The organism is Dyella jiangningensis, assembly GCF_003264855.1.
GTDB lineage: Bacteria > Pseudomonadota > Gammaproteobacteria > Xanthomonadales > Rhodanobacteraceae > Dyella > Dyella jiangningensis_C.
This window is the reverse complement of the sequence record NZ_NFZS01000001.1, coordinates 185,216-202,223: the sequence shown is the minus strand read 5'-3', so window position 1 is coordinate 202,223 and position 17,008 is coordinate 185,216. Positions and strand designations below refer to the sequence as shown.

The window sequence follows — 17,008 nt, the reverse complement described above, 5'->3', positions numbered from 1 at the left end:
GCCTCACCGTCAATCAAGAGCGCGCTTCGTACAACGTCGCCGCGAGCACCCGCCCCTCATCCGCCCCTTCGGGGCACCTTCTCCCCAGAGGGGAGAAGGGACGTTGTCCTTCGGAGGTCTTTTAATGCGCCCCGTCACCCGTCTCCACTCCCGCACCGCCGTCCTGCCGGACGAGAACATCGACACCGATCGCATCATCCCGGCGCGCTTCCTCACCACCACCGAGCGCGCGGGCCTGGGCAAGCTGTGCTTCAACGACTGGCGCTACCAGGCCGACGGCAGCGACAACCCCGCGTTCCCGCTCAACCAGGCGAAGGCGAAGGGTTGTTCCATCCTCGTCGCCGGCCGCAACTTCGGTTGTGGTTCCTCGCGCGAGCACGCGCCGTGGGCGCTGCTGGATTACGGCATCCACGCCGTGCTGTGCAGCGAGATCGCGGACATCTTCCGCAACAACGCGCTGAAGAACGGCCTGCTCGCGATCGTACTGGACGAGGCCGAGCACCGCTGGCTGCTCGCCAACCCCGGCATCGAGCTGACCATCGACGTGCGCGAACAGGTCATCGCGCTGCCCGATGGCGGCCACATCCGCTTCCAGCTCGAACCGTTTGCCCGCCATTGCTTGCTCAACGGCGTGGACCAGCTCGGCTACCTGCAACAACACGGTGACCTGATTGATGCGTTCATCCATGAACGCGAAGGTCAAGAAGCGGCCATCCATGGCCGCACTCCTCAACAAGACACGCTTCGATCCGCATCCGCTGGAGTAAACGCATGAGAGCGCAAATCGTCACCCTGCCCGGCGACGGCGTCGGCCCCGAAGTCACGGCGGCTGCGGTCGCGGTGCTCGACGCGGTCGCCGCGCATTTCGACCATCACTTCCATTTCGAGGAACACCAGATCGGCGGCTGCGCCATCGATGCCACCGGCGAACCGCTGCCGGCCGCGTCGCTGGAGGCCTGCAAGGCCGCCGATGCCGTGCTGCTCGGCGCGGTAGGTGGGCCGAAGTGGTCCGATCCCAATGCGCCGGTACGCCCGGAACAGGGCCTGCTGGCGCTGCGCGCCGCGCTGGGCGTGTACGCCAACCTGCGTCCGCTGCAGGTGCATCCGGCGCTGGCTTCGCTGTCGCCGCTGAAGAACGAGAAGCTGAAGAACGTCGACGTGCTGTTCGTGCGCGAACTCACCGGCGGCGCGTACTTCGGCGCCAAGACGCGCACCATCGACACCGCTACCGACGAGTGCAAGTACACGGTTGCGGAAGTGGAGCGCGTGACGCGTCGCGCGTTCCAGCTGGCACGCGAGCGCCGCAAGCATGTCACCTCGGTGGACAAGGCCAATGTGCTGGAAACCTCGCGCCTCTGGCGCAGCACGGTGACCCGCATCGCCGCCGAATTCCCGGACGTGAAGCTGGAACATCAGCTGGTCGACTCCATGGCGATGCTGCTGCTGACGCAGCCGGGCAAGTACGACGTGGTCGTCACCGAGAACCTGTTCGGCGACATCCTCACCGATGAAGCCGCGGCATTGGCCGGCTCGCTGGGCCTGTTGCCGTCCGCGTCGCTCGGCGAAGGCAAGGGCGGCCTGTACGAACCGATCCATGGTTCCGCGCCGGATATCGCCGGCCAGGGCGTGGCCAATCCGGTCGGCGCGATCCTCTCCGCCGCGATGCTGCTGCGTCATTCGCTGGGCCTGGAACAGGAAGCGAGCACGGTCGAAGCGGCCGTGGCCGATGTGGTCGAACACGGTCCGCGCACGCGTGATGTCGGCGGCACGGCCGGCACCAGGGACGTGCTGGAGGCGGTGCTCGCCGCCGTCGACGAACACGCCTGCAATGCGGCGGCGTTCCTGCGCTGGGGGCGGGCCTGCGGATGAGCATGCGTAGCGACCTGATCAAGACCGGCCCCGACCGCGCCCCCGCGCGCGCCATGCTGCGCGCCACCGGCCTGGACGACGCGGCCATCGCCAAGCCGCTGGTGGCGGTGGTGCACACGTGGTCCAACGTGAGCCCGTGCAACCTCAATCTGCGCGAGCTCGCCGAGCATGTCGCCGAAGGCATCCGTGCCGCCGGCGGTACGCCGATCGAGTTCAACACCATCGCGGTGACCGACGGCATCGCCATGGGCACGCCGGGCATGCGCGCCTCGCTGATCAGCCGCGAGGTGATCACCGATTCCATCGAGCTGGCCGTCGACGGCCACTGCCTCGATGCGATGGTGGTGCTGTGCGGCTGCGACAAGACGATTCCCGCCGCGGCGATGGCGATGGCGCGCCTCGACATTCCGAGCGTCGCGCTGTACGGCGGCACCATCGCGCACGGCACGCACGACAACCATCCCATCACCATCCAGCAGGTGTTCGAAGCGGTCGGCGCGCATGGCGCGGGCAAAATCGGCGACGACGAGCTGACCTCCGTGGAACGCGACGCCTGCCCCGGCGCCGGCGCCTGTGGCGGCCAGTTCACCGCCAACACCATGGCGATGGTGCTGACCACGCTGGGCCTGTCGCCGATGGGCTTCAACGACATTCCCGCCACGCATCCTGCCAAGACCGCCGCCGCGCGTCGCTGCGGCGAACTGGTGATGGATTGCCTGCGGGAAAACCGCACGCCGCGCGAGTTCCTCACGGAAACCGCGTTCCGCAATGCCACGCGCATGGTTGCCGCCACCGCGGGCTCCACCAACGCCGTGCTGCACCTGCTCGCCATCGCACGCGAAGCAGGCACGCGCTGGACGCTGGAAGATTTCGAACCCGCCTCCAAGCACACGCCGGTGATCGCCGACCTGCTGCCAGGTGGCCGCTACACCGCGGTCGAAATGTTCGGCGCCGGTGGCAGCGCGCGCGTGGCGCAGGAACTGATCGCCGCGGGCATGTTGGACGATGCACCGACCGTCACCGGCCGCAGCCTGTTCGACGAAGCCGCCGCCGCGCCGCGCGCCGAAACCCAGGACGTAGTGCATCCGGTCACGCAGCCGCTGAAGCCCCGTGGCGGCTATTCGATCCTCTACGGCAACCTCGCGCCGGAAGGCTGCATCCTCAAGCTCGCCGGCAAGGGCGCGAATCATTTCGAAGGCCGCGCACGCGTCTTCGAAAGCGAAGAGCAGGCCTTCGCCGCCGTGCAGGGCGGTACCATCGAGAAGGGCGACGTCATCGTCATCCGCAACGAAGGTCCCGCCGGTGGCCCGGGCATGCGCGAAATGCTGGGCGTCACCGCGGCGCTGATCGGCCGCGGGCTGGGCGACGACGTCGCACTGATCACTGACGGCCGTTTCTCCGGCGCCACGCACGGCTACATGGTCGGCCACATCTCGCCCGAAGCGGCGCGCGGCGGTCCCATTGCACTGCTGCACGAAGGCGATCGCATCCGCATCGACGCCGACACGCGCGAGATCAGCACCACCGCCGACCTCGCCCCGCGTCGCGCCAGCTGGCAGCCGCCCGCACCCAAGGTCACGCGCGGCGCACTGGCCAAGTACGTCTCGCTGGTGGGCTCCGCTTCCGAAGGCGCCACCACGCAACCCATCGCACCACGCAGTACATCCGCTTCTTCCGTTTCCCACCAAGTCAACGAAGACACGACCGCAGGAGTCACCGCATGAGCAACAACACCAACGACACGCTGGCCAAGGCCCGCATCGCCGTCCTCGGCTACGGCAGCCAGGGCCGCGCCCACGCCCTCAACCTGCGTGACTCCGGTCTCGACGTGGTGGTTGGCCTGCGCAAGAACGGCCCCTCGTGGGAGAAGGCCCGCGCCGAAGGCTTCACCGTCGCCGAGCCCGGCGACGCAGTGAAGGACGCCGACCTGGTCGCCGTGCTCACGCCCGACATGGTGCAGCCGAAGCTGTACATCGAAAGCATCGAGCCGAACATCAAGCCGGGTGCCGCGCTGCTGTTCGCGCACGGCTTCAACGTGCACTTCAAGCAGATCGATCCGCGCAAGGACATCGACGTGATCCTGGTCGCGCCGAAGGGCCCGGGTGCACTGGTGCGTCGCGAGTATGAAATCGGCCGTGGCGTACCGAGCATCTGGGCGATCCATCAGGACGTCAGCGGCCAGGCCGAAGCGAAGGCCAAGGCTTATGCCGACGGCATCGGCGGCGGTCGCGCGCTGCTGATCAAGACCGACTTCAAGGAAGAGACCGAGACCGATCTGTTCGGCGAGCAGGCCGTGCTGTGCGGCGGCGCCAGCTCGCTGGTGCAGGCCGGCTTCGAGACGCTGGTGGAAGCCGGTTACCAGCCGGAGATCGCCTATTACGAAGTGCTGCACGAACTGAAGCTGATCGTGGACCTGTTCTACGAAGGCGGCATCAGCCGCATGCTGGAGTTCGTCTCCGAAACCGCGCAGTACGGCGACTACGTCAGCGGTCCGCGCGTGATCGACGCCGGCACCAAGGCGCGCATGAAGGACGTGCTCAAGGACATCCAGGACGGCACCTTCGCCAGGAACTGGATCGCCGAGTACAACGCCGGCCTGCCGAACTACAAGAAGTTCAAGCAGGCGGACCTGGAGCATCCGGTGGAACAGGTGGGCGCGAAGCTGCGTGCGCGCATGCCGTGGCTGCAGGCGAACGCGCCGAAGCCGGCCGCCGAGCCGCTCAAGAAAGTGGGTTGAAGTTTGGCATCCGTCCGCCGCGAGGCGGACGGCTCGGGCGGGGGCGCTTATCCCGCAAGCGTTTTCCCCTGCCCGGCCTCCGCCTGCTCAAGCCACCCCTGTCGGGCTTGCGCAGGTGGGGGAGCTTCTTCACCGAAGACGACATTCCCAAGGAAACCCGACGACCGTGAACCTGCCATTGCAAATGGAGATGCCCACCCCGGCCACCACCCATCCGCTCGCCGGCCAGACCATGAGCGGCGCGGAAGTGGTGGTGCAGGTGCTCGCCGACGAAGGCGTCAGCGTGCTGTTCGGCTATTCAGGTGGCGCGATCCTGCCGGTGTACGACGCGGTGTTCCGTTACAACGCCACGCATCTTTCGCCCATGGGCGGTGAACCGATGCCGCTGATCGTGCCCGCCAATGAGCAAGGCGCGGGCTTCATGGCGGCCGGCTATGCGCGCGCGTCGGGCAAGGTGGGCGTGGCGATCGTCACCTCCGGCCCGGGTGCCACCAACATGGTGACGCCGGTGCGCGATGCGATGTCCGACTCCGTGCCGATGGTGGTGATCTGCGGCCAGGTGCCGACCGGCGCGCTGGGCAGCGACGCCTTCCAGGAAGCCCCCGTTAGCAACATCATGAGCCCGTGCGCGAAGCACGTGTTCCTGCTCACCGATCCCACCCGGTTGGAAGCCACGCTGCGCACCGCATTCGAAATCGCGCGCAGCGGCCGTCCCGGTCCCGTGGTGGTGGACATTCCCAAAGACGTGCAGAACACGCCGCTCGCCTTCGCCGGTGAAGGCACGCTGCCTATCCCCGGTTATCGCGCGCGCCAGCACGCGATCCACAGCGCACGCATGGATGATGCGCAGTGCGAAGCATTCTTCGCGGCGCTGGCGAAGGCCAAGCGCCCGCTGATCTATGCCGGTGGCGGCCTTATCTCAGGCGAGGCATCCGGCACGCTGCGCGCGTTTGTGCAGCAGTTCGGCCTGCCGGTCACCACCACGCTGATGGCGCTGGGCGCGATCGACACCACCGAGCCACTGGCCCTGCACATGCTGGGCATGCATGGCACCGCCTATGCGAACTACGCCGTGGAAGACTGCGACTTCCTGCTGGCGCTGGGCGCGCGCTTCGACGACCGCGTCGCCAGCGTGCCCGACAAGTTTGCGCCGAACGCGCGCTTCGTCGCGCAGATCGACATCGATCCGGCGGAGATCGGCAAGGTGAAGTCGGTCGACTGGCATCACCAGGGCGATCTCGACCGCACGCTGTCGCGCCTGCAGCAGTACGGCGTGCGCCATGGCTTCCATTTCGCCAGCGATGGCCGCTATGCGAACTGGCACGCGCACATCGCCGCGCTGAAGACCACGCACGCGCTCAACTACGACCGCGACAGCGAGCTGATCCAGCCGCAGGCGGTGATCGAGGCGATCAACCGCCAGACGCAGGGCCGCGCCATCATCAGCACCGGCGTGGGCCAGCACCAGATGTGGGCGGCGCAGTATTTCGACTTCCGCGAGCCGCGCCATTGGCTCACCTCCGGCTCGATGGGCACGATGGGCTTCGGCCTGCCTGCCGCCATCGGCGCGCAGTTCGCGCGGCGCGACGCCGTGGTGATCGACATCGACGGCGACGCCAGCATCCGCATGAACCTGGGCGAGCTGGAGACCGTCACCACCTACGGCCTGCCGGTGAAGGTGGTGGTGCTCAACAACATCGGCGACGGCATGGTGCGCCAGTGGCAGAAGCTGTTCTTCCGCGGTCGCTTTGCTTCCTCGGACAAGAGCCTGCACAAGAAGGACTTCATCAAGGCAGCGCAGGCCGATGGCTTCGAGTGGGCGCGCCGGCTGGAGCGCAAGGAAGAGCTGGCGCAAACCATCGACGAGTTCCTCGCCTTCGACGGCCCGGCGTTCCTTGAAGTGATGATCGATCCGGACGCGGGCGTCTACCCGATGGTGGGTCCGGGCGCGACGTATGCGCAGATGATCACGGGCGACTTCATTCCGTCGCGCGTGGCGCCTGCGGTTTCCAAGGAATCGACGAGCGACATGTTTTAACAGCCGTCGTCCCGGCGCAGGCCGGGACCCAATGGCGCCGGCGTTGGGCTGTCGCCGCTGGATTCCGGCCTGCGCCGGAATGACGCTTTAGGAGAGGTTTTTTGAGGTTGGGGTGAGAGCCTGATGGGTGTGGCGCGACAACCTCAACGCTCGTCATCCCGGCGCGGGCCGGGATCCAGTGGCCTCGGTGTGAGGTGATCGCCGCTGGATTCCGGCCTGCGTCGGAACGACGACCCATTCGACATAGGCTTGGCCATGAAACACACGTTATCCATCCTGCTGCAGAACGAATCCGGCGCGCTGATGCGCGTGGCCGGCCTGTTTGCCGCGCGCCACTGCAATATCGATTCGCTCACGGTAGCGGCCACGCGCGATCCTGCCGTGTCCCAGCTCACCCTGGTGATGCATGGCGCTGACGACACGGTGGAGCAGATCATCAAGCAGACGCGCAAGCTGATCGACGTGATCGAAGTGAGTCATCCGTCCGCCGCTGCATCATGAATGCACTCGCGCAACCGCTCGGACGAGCGGCCCACCTAAGCGAGCACGAGTTGCTGCGGCAGACCGTGGGTGCGCGCGTTTACGATGTAGCGCGCGAGACGGCTCTTGAAGCGGCGCCGCTGCTCTCCGCGCGTCTGGGCCAGCAGGTGCTGCTCAAGCGCGAGGACCAGCAGCCCGTGTTCTCGTTCAAGCTGCGCGGCGCATACAACCGCATGGCGTCGCTCGATACCACGCAGCGCGCACGCGGCGTGATCGCGGCCTCCGCCGGCAATCATGCGCAAGGCGTGGCGCTGGCAGCGGCGCGCCTGGGCATTCGCGCGGTGATCGTCATGCCGGTGACGGCGCCGCAAGTGAAAGTGGATGCAGTGCGCCGGTTCGGTGGCGCGCAGGTAGAGGTCGTGCTGGCCGGCGATTCGTACAGCGATGCGCAGGCCGCGGCCGCGAAGCTGCAGGCCGAGCAGGGCTACACCTTCGTGCACCCCTTCGATGATCCCGCCGTCATCGCCGGTCAGGCGACGGTCGGCATGGAGATCCTGCGCCAACACGCCGGGCCCCTGCACGCCGTGTTTGTGCCGGTCGGCGGCGGCGGCCTGCTGGCAGGCGTGGCCGGCTACATCAAGGCGCTGCGCCCTGACGTGAAGGTGATCGGCGTGCAGACCTGCGATTCCGACGCGATGGTGCAATCGCTGGAGCGCGGCGCACCTGTGACCTTGTCCGAGGTGGGCCTGTTCGCCGATGGCACGGCGGTGAAGCGCGTGGGCGACCTCACCTTCGAGCTGTGCCAGCAGCATGTGGACGCCATGATCCGCGTGGACACCGATGCGATCTGCGCGGCGATCCGTGACGTGTTCCACGACACGCGCAGCGTGCCGGAACCTGCCGGTGCCCTCGCCCTCGCCGGCCTCAAGCAATACGTGGCCGCACACGGACCGTCGGAACACCCGATGGTCGCCATCGTCTCCGGCGCCAACCTCAATTTCGACCGCCTGCGTTTCGTCGCGGAGCGCGCCGAGGTGGGCGAGCAGCGCGAAGCCGTGTTCGCGGTCACCATCCCCGAGGAGCGAGGCAGCTTCCGCCGCTTCTGTGCGGCGCTGGACCAGCGCAACATCACCGAATTCAACTACCGCATCGGCAGCACCGCCGAGGCGCACATCTTCGTGGGCGTGCAGACCACGCATCGCGACGAGCGCCATACCTTGATCGATGCGTTCCGCACGCACGGCTTCGGCGTGCTCGATCTCACCGACGACGAACTGGCCAAGCTGCACCTGCGCCACATGGTCGGCGGCAGCTCGCCGCTGGCCCGCGACGAACTGCTCTATCGCTTCGAGTTCCCCGAACGGCCGGGCGCGTTGACGCGCTTCCTCGGCCACATGCATCCGGACTGGAACATCAGCCTGTTCCATTACCGCAACCAGGGCGCGGACTATGGGCGCATCCTGGTCGGTATTCAGGTGCCCGAGGATGAGCGGGTGTTGTTCCAGGCGTTTCTTGAGACGCTGGGGTATCCGTTTCGCGACGAGAGTGCGAATCCGGCGTATCGGTTGTTGTTGAGGGAGTGAGGCGAAATCTGTCGCGCACAGGGTGCGCTCGCACAACGAAGCGCGCTTGTCCGTGGGCGGCCAGTCCGCGGTATCGGTTGTTGTTGAAGGAATGAGGCGGGTTGAATCGCGCACTGGGTACGCTCCTGCAGAAGCGCCGCTCTTGTAGGAGCGCACCCAGTGTGCGATCGCCATACCTCAGTCTTCAACCACCTCCAACTCGAACACATGGTTGTCGTAGTCGCTGAAGTACAGCGCCGTGTCACCACGCGCCATCTGGTAATCCAGCGCCAGCTCGTCCATGCGGCGCGCGCACGCCAGCTGCTCTTCCTTGGTCACCGCAAACGCGATGTGGTCGCCATTGCGCGAGGCCGGCCCTTGTCCGCGGATCAGGGCGAATTCCAGACCTGCCAATGCCAGGATCACTTCCGGGTGCGAGTCGGCGGGGTCTTCCTCGCGAAGGATGCGCGCGTCCTCGAATACGTCGGTCAGCAGGTGCGCCGTGCGCGTGGGATGGGCGACGATCAGGGCGATATGGCTCAAGGCTTTGGGCATGGCGGCGGTCCGATCCGTAGGGCTGCAGTGTAGTCAGCTTTATGACCGTGTTGCGACGACGCACGCCATGCAAACCGGCGCCGCATCACGCCACCCGGGCCGGCGGGGCACGCTACACTTCGGGGATGGCTCCGACTTCACGCAAGCGCCAGCGGCGCAACCTGCCGACCACCAGTACGCCCCGGCCGCGTCCCGGCGTGGCACCGCGCACGGCGCGCGGATCCGCACAGCCCGCGGACAGCTCCTCCCGCGCCACGCGCGTGCTGGACTGGCTGCTGCAGAAATTGCCGCCGGCGTATCGCAGCAAGGCGCGCGACTACCTGGTGCTCACGCGCATGGATCGCCCGATCGGCGCACTGCTGCTGCTGTGGCCGACATGGTGGGCGCTGTGGCTGGCCGCGGCGGATTTCCCGCCGGTGAAGCTGCTGGCGATCTTCACGCTGGGTGTGTTCTCCATGCGCGCGGCCGGTTGCGCCATCAACGATTTCGCCGACCGCAAGCTGGACCCGCAGGTGGCACGCACCGCCGGCCGCCCCATCGCCGCCGGGCGCGTGACGCCGCGCGAAGCGCTGATCGTGTTCGCCAGCCTGCTGGTGTTCTCCTTCATCCTGGTGGTGTTCACCAACAAGCTCACCATCGAGCTGTCCTTCGCGGGCGCTGCGCTGGCCGCGCTGTACCCGTTCACCAAGCGCTACACGCACCTGCCACAAGTGGTGCTGGGTGCCGCGTTCGGCTGGTCGATCCCGATGGCGTTCGCCGCCGTATCGAATACGGTACCGGCCGTGGGCTGGCTGCTGTTCATTGCCAACATCATCTGGTCGGTGGTCTACGACACCCAGTACGCGATGGTGGATCGCGACGACGACCTCAAGGCGGGCGCCAAGTCCACCGCCATTCTCTTTGGCGATGCCGACCTGCCGATTCTGGGCATCCTGATGGGCACCTTCCTGCTGGCCATGCTGTTCGTGGGCCAGCGCGCCACGCTGGGCTGGCCCTACTGGCTGAGCCTGCTGGTCGCCGCCGGCCTGTTCGGCTGGCAGATGTGGCGCATCCAGGGGCGCGAGCGCGACGCCTGCCTGTGGGCCTTCCGCAACAACAACTGGCTTGGCATGGCCTTGTGGATCGGCATCGTGCTGGCGCTGGCGGTGCGCTGACGGACACGGCCTCCCTGTAGGAGCGCACCCAGTGCGCGAAGAGCGTTACGGCATCACCGCTCCGTAGGCTTTTCGCGCACCGGGTGCGCTCCTACAAAAGAGTCATGCCCCCTGTCGATTTCGACGGGTATCGTTCGTCGTCTGGATAAGAGCCGCACTTCGCGGCCCGGCCACCCCACCAGGAGCGACGACAATGCGATTCATAGCCATGGTGCGCGCCAACCGCGCGTCCGAAGCCGGCGAGATGCCGAGCGAAAAGCTGCTGACCGAGATGGGCAACTTCAACGAAGAGCTGGTGCGGGCTGGCGTGATGCTGGCCGGCGAAGGTCTTCACCCGAGCAGGAACGGCGCACGCATCCGCTATGAGGGCGACAAGCGCACGGTCATTGACGGTCCCTTCACTGAAACCAAGGAGCTGATCGCCGGCTTCTGGCTGCTGCAGTGCGCCTCCCTGGAAGAAGCCGTGGAATGGCTCAAGCGCGCACCCAACCCGTTCGAGGACGGCGCGTCGGAAGTGGAGATCCGCCGCGTGTTCGAGGCCGAGGATTTCGGCGAGGAATTCACGCCTGAGCTGCGCGAGCAGGAAGCGCGCCAGCGTGCGCAGATGGCCGACAAGCACTGATCACAAGGAGATCCTCATGCAAGTGCAACCCTATCTGTTCTTCGACGGGCGCTGCGAGGAAGCCCTCGCCTTCTACGGCAAGGCCGTGGGCGGGCAAGTGCAGCACCTGGTCCGCTTCAAGGAAAGCCCGCAGCCGACGGAAGGCTGCGGGCCGAACGAACCCAATGGCGAGGAGATCATGCACGCGTCGATGAAGATCGGCGAATCGCTGGTCAACTTTTCCGACGGCGAGTGCCGCGGCCAGCCGGATTTCCGCGGCTTCTCGCTCGTGCTCAATGTGAAGGACGACGACGAGGCCAGGCGTGCCTTCGACGCACTGCTGCAGGGCGGTGGCGAGGCGACCATGCCGCTGTCGGCCACGTTCTTCGCCTCCAGCTTCGGCATGCTGCGCGACGGCTTCGGCGTGAACTGGATGGTGATGTCGCCGCCGACCTAACCATTCGTAACCGCAGGGTTGCGTCGCGGGGAGCGCGGTGTTGTGATCGGCGACCATGACGGCCACCGACATCCACCGCACCATCGATGCGCTGTGGCGCATGGAATCGCCCCGGCTGATCGCCGGCCTGGCCCGCATCGTGCGCGACGTGGGCCTCGCCGAAGAGCTGGCGCAGGACGCCCTGGTGACGGCGCTGGAGCAATGGCCGACCATCGGCGTGCCGCGCAATCCCGGTGCCTGGCTGATGACCACGGCCAAGCACCGCGCGATCGACCAGATGCGCCGCCACGCGCTGCACCGTCGCAAGGAAGACGAACTCACCCGCGAAATCGAGGATCAGCTCGAACAGGCCGTGGGGGACCCGGACGCCATGCTGGACGATCCGATCGGTGACGATTTGCTGAGCCTGGTTTTCACGGCCTGCCATCCGGTGCTCTCCACCGAGGCACGCGTGGCGTTGACGCTGCGCCTGCTCGGTGGCTTGACCACGCCGGAAATCGCGCGCGCCTTCATGGTGCCCGAACCCACCGTCGCCCAACGCATCGTGCGCGCCAAGCGCACGCTCAGCGAAGCGAACGTGCCCTTCGAAACACCACGCGGCGAGGCCTTGTCGGAACGGCTCGCATCGGTGCTCGAGGTGATCTACCTGATCTTCAACGAGGGCTACACCGCCACCGCGGGCGATGCCTGGATGCGCCCCGACCTGTGCGAGGAGGCATTGCGCCTGGGCCGCGTGGTGGCCGGGCTCGCCCCGGGCGAACCGGAGGTGCATGGGCTCGTGGCGCTGATGGAAATCCAGGCCTCACGCATGGCGGCGCGCGTCGGGCCGAATGGCGAACCCATCCTGCTTAGCGAGCAGAATCGCGGGCGCTGGGATCAGCTGCTGATACGCCGCGGACTCGCCGCGCTGCAACGCGTGGAGGCGCTCGGCGGCGCGAATGGCCCGTATGCGCTGCAGGCAGCCATCGCTGCCTGCCACGCACGGGCGCGCACGGCACAGGAAACCGACTGGGCGCACATCGCCGCGCTCTACGACACGCTGGCGCAACGCATGCCGTCGCCCGTGGTGTCGCTCAATCGGGCGGTGGCGCACGCGATGGCATTTGGCCCGGCGGCCGGCCTTGCCATGGTCGATGCACTGCGCGATGAACCGCTATTGCGCCACTACCACCTGCTGCCCAGCGCACGCGGCGACCTTCTCGGCAAACTGGGCCGGCATGATGAAGCGAGCGAGGAGTTCGAGCGCGCCGCGTCGCTCACACGCAACACGCGCGAGCGCGATCTGCTGCTGCAGCGCGCCGCCGCAAGCCGGCAGGCGTCCGGTCATTAGGAAGCGGGTTCCGGCTCGTCCTATTGCCCGTTCGTCTCAGATGATGCCGGCGGCCAGGCCTAGATAAGCCGGTCTGAGCGATAAGCCGCGAGATCCGCGCGCGCGCCGTACATATGCTTCACGAACGCCTGGCGCTCATGCCACATCACTTCCATATCCCACAGGCAGAACGAGTAGCGGCCCAGGTCCTCGACCCATCCCTCGGGTTGCATCACCGCGACGGCCACGAACATCTCGTTGTCATTGCCCCACCAACCGAGCGTCAGGTAGCGTGCACTGGCGCCGTCATGGCAGATGGCGAACGCAGGCGTCTCGCGCCACGAAAGGGCGGCGCGCGCCGTCTTCATGGCCTGCAGCCGCGCGAGATAGGGCAACGGATCGACCGGCGCGCCGGAGGCGGAGATCGTGTAGATCTTCACCCCGTCGGCATCGACATCGGCGGGCAGCGCTTCGATACGACGTTCGGAAAACATGGCGTTGTCCTCTCTTCGCGGACAGCCTGACCATTGCACCACGCGGGTCGGGCCGCTCTAATAATGCGCGTTTGGCCTTCCATGCGGCCAGCTGCGCGTGCTGCCACACCGTTTCATTCCACTGAAGTTCCCTGCCGCTCATCCTGAAGGAAGCAAGGATGCCTGACATCGGCGCTTGGCGTCCTTCAATCGCGCCCGGCTGAACAGCGCCGCGTCATGATGGAGCGGCGCTGACCAAGCCACTGGCTCGACCGTGCAGGTATACGCGTGGGCACACGAACATCGCCGCGCCGGGCTTGCCCATCGCCGTTCGCAAGGATTACCCGCTGCGATGGAGATCGAATCCGATCCCATCGCAGGGCTCTGCTTGGTTGCCGACCCATGCGCCATCAGCGGGAAGCGTGGCGCCAGGCATCCCTGGACATTCCTGTCCAGGGAATTGATTACTTCACGCCTTCAATGAACCAGTAGGTGCGCTTGCGCTTGCCCAGCTGGGGTGGCGAGATCTTCTGGGCACCCAGTACCGAGGTGTTGTTGCCGCCGCTAGGTGAGGTCTGGTTGCCGCCACCGATCAGTACCGGGGTGATCACCGTCGAGCTGCCCGAACCGATCGAGATCAGGCCGAATACCGGCGACGGCGGGAAGCCACCGCCGGAGAACACCACGAAGCCATCGGAATTCAAGCCCACGCCGGTGAGGAAGTTGATGGCGTAGCCACGCGCGATGCCGAGGTTCGGATAGCACTTGGTCGAATCGGCGCCGATCACATCGGGTGTGTTGGTACCGAAGTAGGTGTAGCCCGCCACCGTCAGCGGCGCGTTCACCGCCTTTTCACCGGAGTGGTTCAGCGTGACATAGAAGCCCGAGGTCGTGCTGGTGATCGAATAAGGCGTCACCGAACCGGCGGATGCACCGGTTTCGTCGGTAAGGGTCGCTTCGGTAATCGGCGTCCAGTTGTTCGCAACCGTCGTGCCCGTATTCGTGTCCCTGAGCATGTAGAACCGGTTCACCACGTTGTACGCCGTGCCCGCGGTGGTCGAGGACGAATACAGCGGGTGCTCGCGGTCACCGCTCGCAGCCGTCACCGCATCGAACGAACTGGTCGGCGTCACATCCGGCGGATAGAAGAACTTGCGCGCGTTGTTGCCCGTCCCGCCCAGGCTGGCGAGCTGGGTGACCGCCCAGCCCGAAGGCGCGGTGGCGCCATTGGGCTCCAGGTCGACGCGCCAGATGTTGCCGCCCACATCCGCCGCGTACAGGCGATCGATATAGCCGTCCGAATTGCGATCGAGCAGCGTGATATCCGCCGGGATCGAGCGCGTCATGCCGGCCACGGTCTTGCAGGTGGTCGATCCCGTCGGGCACGTGGGCGATGCCGTCCACACGACACTGCCGCTGAGCGCATCCAGCACCACGATCGCGCGGCCCTGCGTATCCGCGGCGGGCGCCGGGTCACTGTCCTCGGCGGGGTCATAGCCGCCGCCCATGATGATCACGGGATTGGTGTATCCCTTGACCAGCGCCACCTTGGGCTGCGACCAGGTCTGGCCCAGCTCCGGGATATCCGTGTTGGTGATCTTCCATACGAATTTCGGCTTCGTCGGGTCCGTCACGTCAAACGCGTAGACGAAGCGGCCACCACGGCGCGCGGACAGGAAGATATAGACCTTGGGGCTGTTGGCGACGCGCAGGTCCTGGTAGACCGTCGCCGTGCCGTCGAAGAAGTAGTCCTTGGGCGTCGCCGTGGGATCGGTGGAGCCATAGAGCTTGATCTTCGGATTGTTGTTGTACAGGCGCTGGAACTTGCCGAAGAACTCCGGTGCCACGAAAGACCACAGCTCGCCACCAGGCCGTACGCCGCCAATGCCCTGCGGCGCGGTGGCGCTGGTCGAAGGCTGGTTGCCGTTGATGGCGTGGAACATGCCATCGTTCGAACCGTAATACACGACCACACCGGTGCTGCCGCCGTAGTTGACCACCGCGGGGCGTGAATGCAGCACATCGCCATGGATGGACGGACGCACGGTCACCAGGCCGCCCGGGCCGGGTTCGGTCTCATTGCCCGCATTGTCGGTGCCGCGCACCCAGTTGATCAGGTTGGCGGCGGTGGGGGTCGTCGTGGTGCTGCCGAGCGCCGTGCCGCTCAACGCGGTGTTGGAGGTGGCGAACGACTCCATCGGGAATGTCGTCGCGCAGTTGCTGATGGTGCTGCAGGTGTAGACCGTGCGCTTGGACTGGTCGACCAGGTAATCGATGCGCATCGATTCGCCCACGCCGCCCTTCTCCACGATTTCGCCGTCAGGCGCGTCGTAGGCACCACCCACGCCCGAGGCAGGCGCGGGCGCGTTGGTGCTCGCCGGTGCGCTCCAGAAGCCCGCGGTCGGCCAGTTCGGCACCGGGTTGGTGGTCATGGTGTTGTTGGCGAACAGGAACGGCCCATCGCCGGAAGCCGATGTGTCGGACGTCCAGAAGCTGGTCGCATTGGGCGAAACGAATCCCGTGCCCGCGCTGCTGATGGCCGGCTGGCCGGCGGCGTCTTCCATCTGGACGCTGGTATTGGTGCTGTCCGTGAAACCGAGCTGGTACTGCTTGAGGTTGCCCATCCAGCGCGGCAGGCCGTTGGCGTCGGGGCGGAACATGCCGACGTAGATCTGGTTGAGGTAGCTGCCCTGGCCGTTCACGCTGACCGGCAAGCTGACCGAGGCGAACACGCTGTTGACCGCCTGCACTTCGTTGAAGATCTGCGTGAGATCGGCCACGAGCTGGTCGAGCGCGCCGGGGTTGGTGATATCGATCACGAACGCCTTGCCGCCACCGTTGGATGCCATGCTGCCCACGAACTGCACGTAGTCAGGATTGCTGCCATCGGACATCGCGATGGTATAGGTGACGATGTTCTGCTTGTTGACGTTGGTGCCGTTGGACAGGTCGGTCTGGTACATGAACCGGGTCCACTCGTCGGCCCAGTTGCCCTGATCGGCGTTGCCCTTGTTTGCGTTCTTGTACGGCGGCGGAATGGTGATCGTGGTCAGCTGCGCGCTGGTGGCGCCCGCACTCTGTAGCGCCGTGTACGAAGGCGGGCTACCGTTCGGCGTCTTGGGATCGTTGTTGTTGACGGCATTCGCGATATAGATCACGAAGCTCTTCTGGCACGGCTGCAACGGCGAGTTGTACTTGGTGCCGGACAGGCCCTGCTTGCCGGCGAAGTATGCCCAGACCTCTTGCATCTCTTCGTCGACCTTGTTGCTGTTCGACTTGTTGGCGACGCTCAGGTTGTTCTGGATGGCGCTCTGGAAGGCGGCCACGCCGGTGGCATCCATCAAGGGGAGCGCACCCGGCGGCGTCGGCGGCGTATTCGCCGGATAGTAGAACTGGCCGCCATTCAACGGGCTCAAGGCAAACATCATGAGGCCCATGTTGATCTTGCCTGCGAGCAACGGATTCGTGCCCAGGCCAGTCACCGCCTTGTAGAGGCCGCAGCGGATGAAGTCGGCGTCTTTCGTGCCCGTGATCCAGCTGGGGCAGTTGGCAGCGGCAGGGATCGACACGGTGGCATCCCACGCTGCGGCATTGTCGATCGCCAGCAGCACATTGGGCTTGCCGCCGTTCGCGGGCGCGCCGGTGTACAGGTCGATGTCGTCACCCAGCGCCAGCCCTGGCAACGTGAGCAGTAGCGTGCTGCAAGCCAGCGCGGAGAGCAGGCGGCTCAGCGGTGAACGCTTAAGGGTCATGGCGGCGTATCCGTGGATGCG

General features: G+C 66.3%; 14 protein-coding genes. 11 read left to right on the top strand and 3 right to left on the bottom strand.

The features are described 5' to 3' along the window. The first annotated feature begins 124 nt into the window (after positions 1-124). The 7 genes from leuD (at position 125) to ilvA (ending at position 8,707) form a co-directional block, all read left to right on the top strand. Entirely contained in the window at positions 125-775 is a 651-nt protein-coding gene (gene leuD / locus CA260_RS00860) for a 3-isopropylmalate dehydratase small subunit (protein WP_238149579.1), read from the top strand. Next, a complete protein-coding gene (gene leuB / locus CA260_RS00855) occupies positions 772-1,869 on the top strand; it encodes a 3-isopropylmalate dehydrogenase (protein WP_111980589.1) in 1,098 nt (365 codons plus the stop codon). The genes leuD and leuB overlap by 4 nt, the downstream gene beginning before the upstream one ends. Positions 1,870-1,871: 2 nt before the next feature. After that, the gene (ilvD, locus tag CA260_RS00850) at positions 1,872-3,593 is read left to right on the top strand and encodes a dihydroxy-acid dehydratase (RefSeq protein ID WP_111982937.1); all 1,722 of its coding nucleotides are present in this window, start codon (positions 1,872-1,874) and stop codon (positions 3,591-3,593) included. Beyond that, complete coding sequence (ilvC, locus tag CA260_RS00845; RefSeq protein WP_111980588.1) at positions 3,590-4,606, top strand: ketol-acid reductoisomerase; 1,017 nt, start codon at positions 3,590-3,592, stop codon at positions 4,604-4,606. The genes ilvD and ilvC overlap by 4 nt, the downstream gene beginning before the upstream one ends. A gap of 184 nt (positions 4,607-4,790) precedes the next feature. Beyond that, entirely contained in the window at positions 4,791-6,644 is a 1,854-nt protein-coding gene (gene ilvB / locus CA260_RS00840) for a biosynthetic-type acetolactate synthase large subunit (RefSeq protein WP_111980587.1), read from the top strand. 255 nt (positions 6,645-6,899) lie between these two features. Continuing rightward, complete coding sequence (gene ilvN, locus CA260_RS00835) at positions 6,900-7,145, top strand: acetolactate synthase small subunit (protein ID WP_111980586.1); 246 nt, start codon at positions 6,900-6,902, stop codon at positions 7,143-7,145. Further along, positions 7,142-8,707 (top strand): threonine ammonia-lyase, biosynthetic, encoded by a 1,566-nt coding sequence (gene ilvA / locus CA260_RS00830; protein WP_111980585.1) that lies wholly within the window; start codon positions 7,142-7,144, stop codon positions 8,705-8,707. Before ilvN ends, ilvA begins: the two co-directional genes overlap by 4 nt. Positions 8,708-8,884: 177 nt before the next feature. Here the strand turns inward: ilvA and CA260_RS00825 are convergent, their stop codons facing one another. Further along, entirely contained in the window at positions 8,885-9,241 is a 357-nt protein-coding gene (locus CA260_RS00825) for a hypothetical protein (protein WP_111980584.1), read from the bottom strand. A 125-nt stretch (positions 9,242-9,366) separates the two neighbouring features. Here CA260_RS00825 and ubiA point away from each other — a divergent pair, with 125 nt between their 5' ends. The 4 genes from ubiA to CA260_RS00805 all read left to right on the top strand — a co-directional run bounded on the left by ubiA (position 9,367) and on the right by CA260_RS00805 (position 12,783). Then, positions 9,367-10,395: a 4-hydroxybenzoate octaprenyltransferase gene (gene ubiA, locus CA260_RS00820; protein WP_238149578.1), complete on the top strand. Its 1,029-nt coding sequence runs from the start codon at positions 9,367-9,369 to the stop codon at positions 10,393-10,395. Positions 10,396-10,588: 193 nt separating this feature from the next. Beyond that, a complete protein-coding gene (locus CA260_RS00815) occupies positions 10,589-11,017 on the top strand; it encodes a YciI family protein (RefSeq protein WP_111980583.1) in 429 nt (142 codons plus the stop codon). A 16-nt stretch (positions 11,018-11,033) separates the two neighbouring features. After that, on the top strand, positions 11,034-11,453 hold the full coding sequence (locus CA260_RS00810) for a VOC family protein (protein WP_111980582.1): 420 nt from the start codon (positions 11,034-11,036) through the stop codon (positions 11,451-11,453). Between the two features lie 55 nt (positions 11,454-11,508). Then, positions 11,509-12,783 carry an RNA polymerase sigma factor gene (locus CA260_RS00805; protein ID WP_111980581.1) on the top strand — a complete coding sequence of 425 codons (1,275 nt, stop codon included), beginning with the start codon at positions 11,509-11,511 and terminating at the stop codon, positions 12,781-12,783. Between the two features lie 59 nt (positions 12,784-12,842). Here CA260_RS00805 and CA260_RS00800 read toward each other — a convergent pair whose 3' ends face one another. Further along, positions 12,843-13,256, bottom strand: a complete 414-nt coding sequence (locus tag CA260_RS00800; protein ID WP_111980580.1) for a hypothetical protein — start codon at positions 13,254-13,256, stop codon at positions 12,843-12,845. 443 nt (positions 13,257-13,699) lie between these two features. Beyond that, a complete protein-coding gene (locus CA260_RS00795; protein WP_111980579.1) occupies positions 13,700-16,987 on the bottom strand; it encodes a pilus assembly protein in 3,288 nt (1,095 codons plus the stop codon). Positions 16,988-17,008 lie beyond the last annotated feature (21 nt).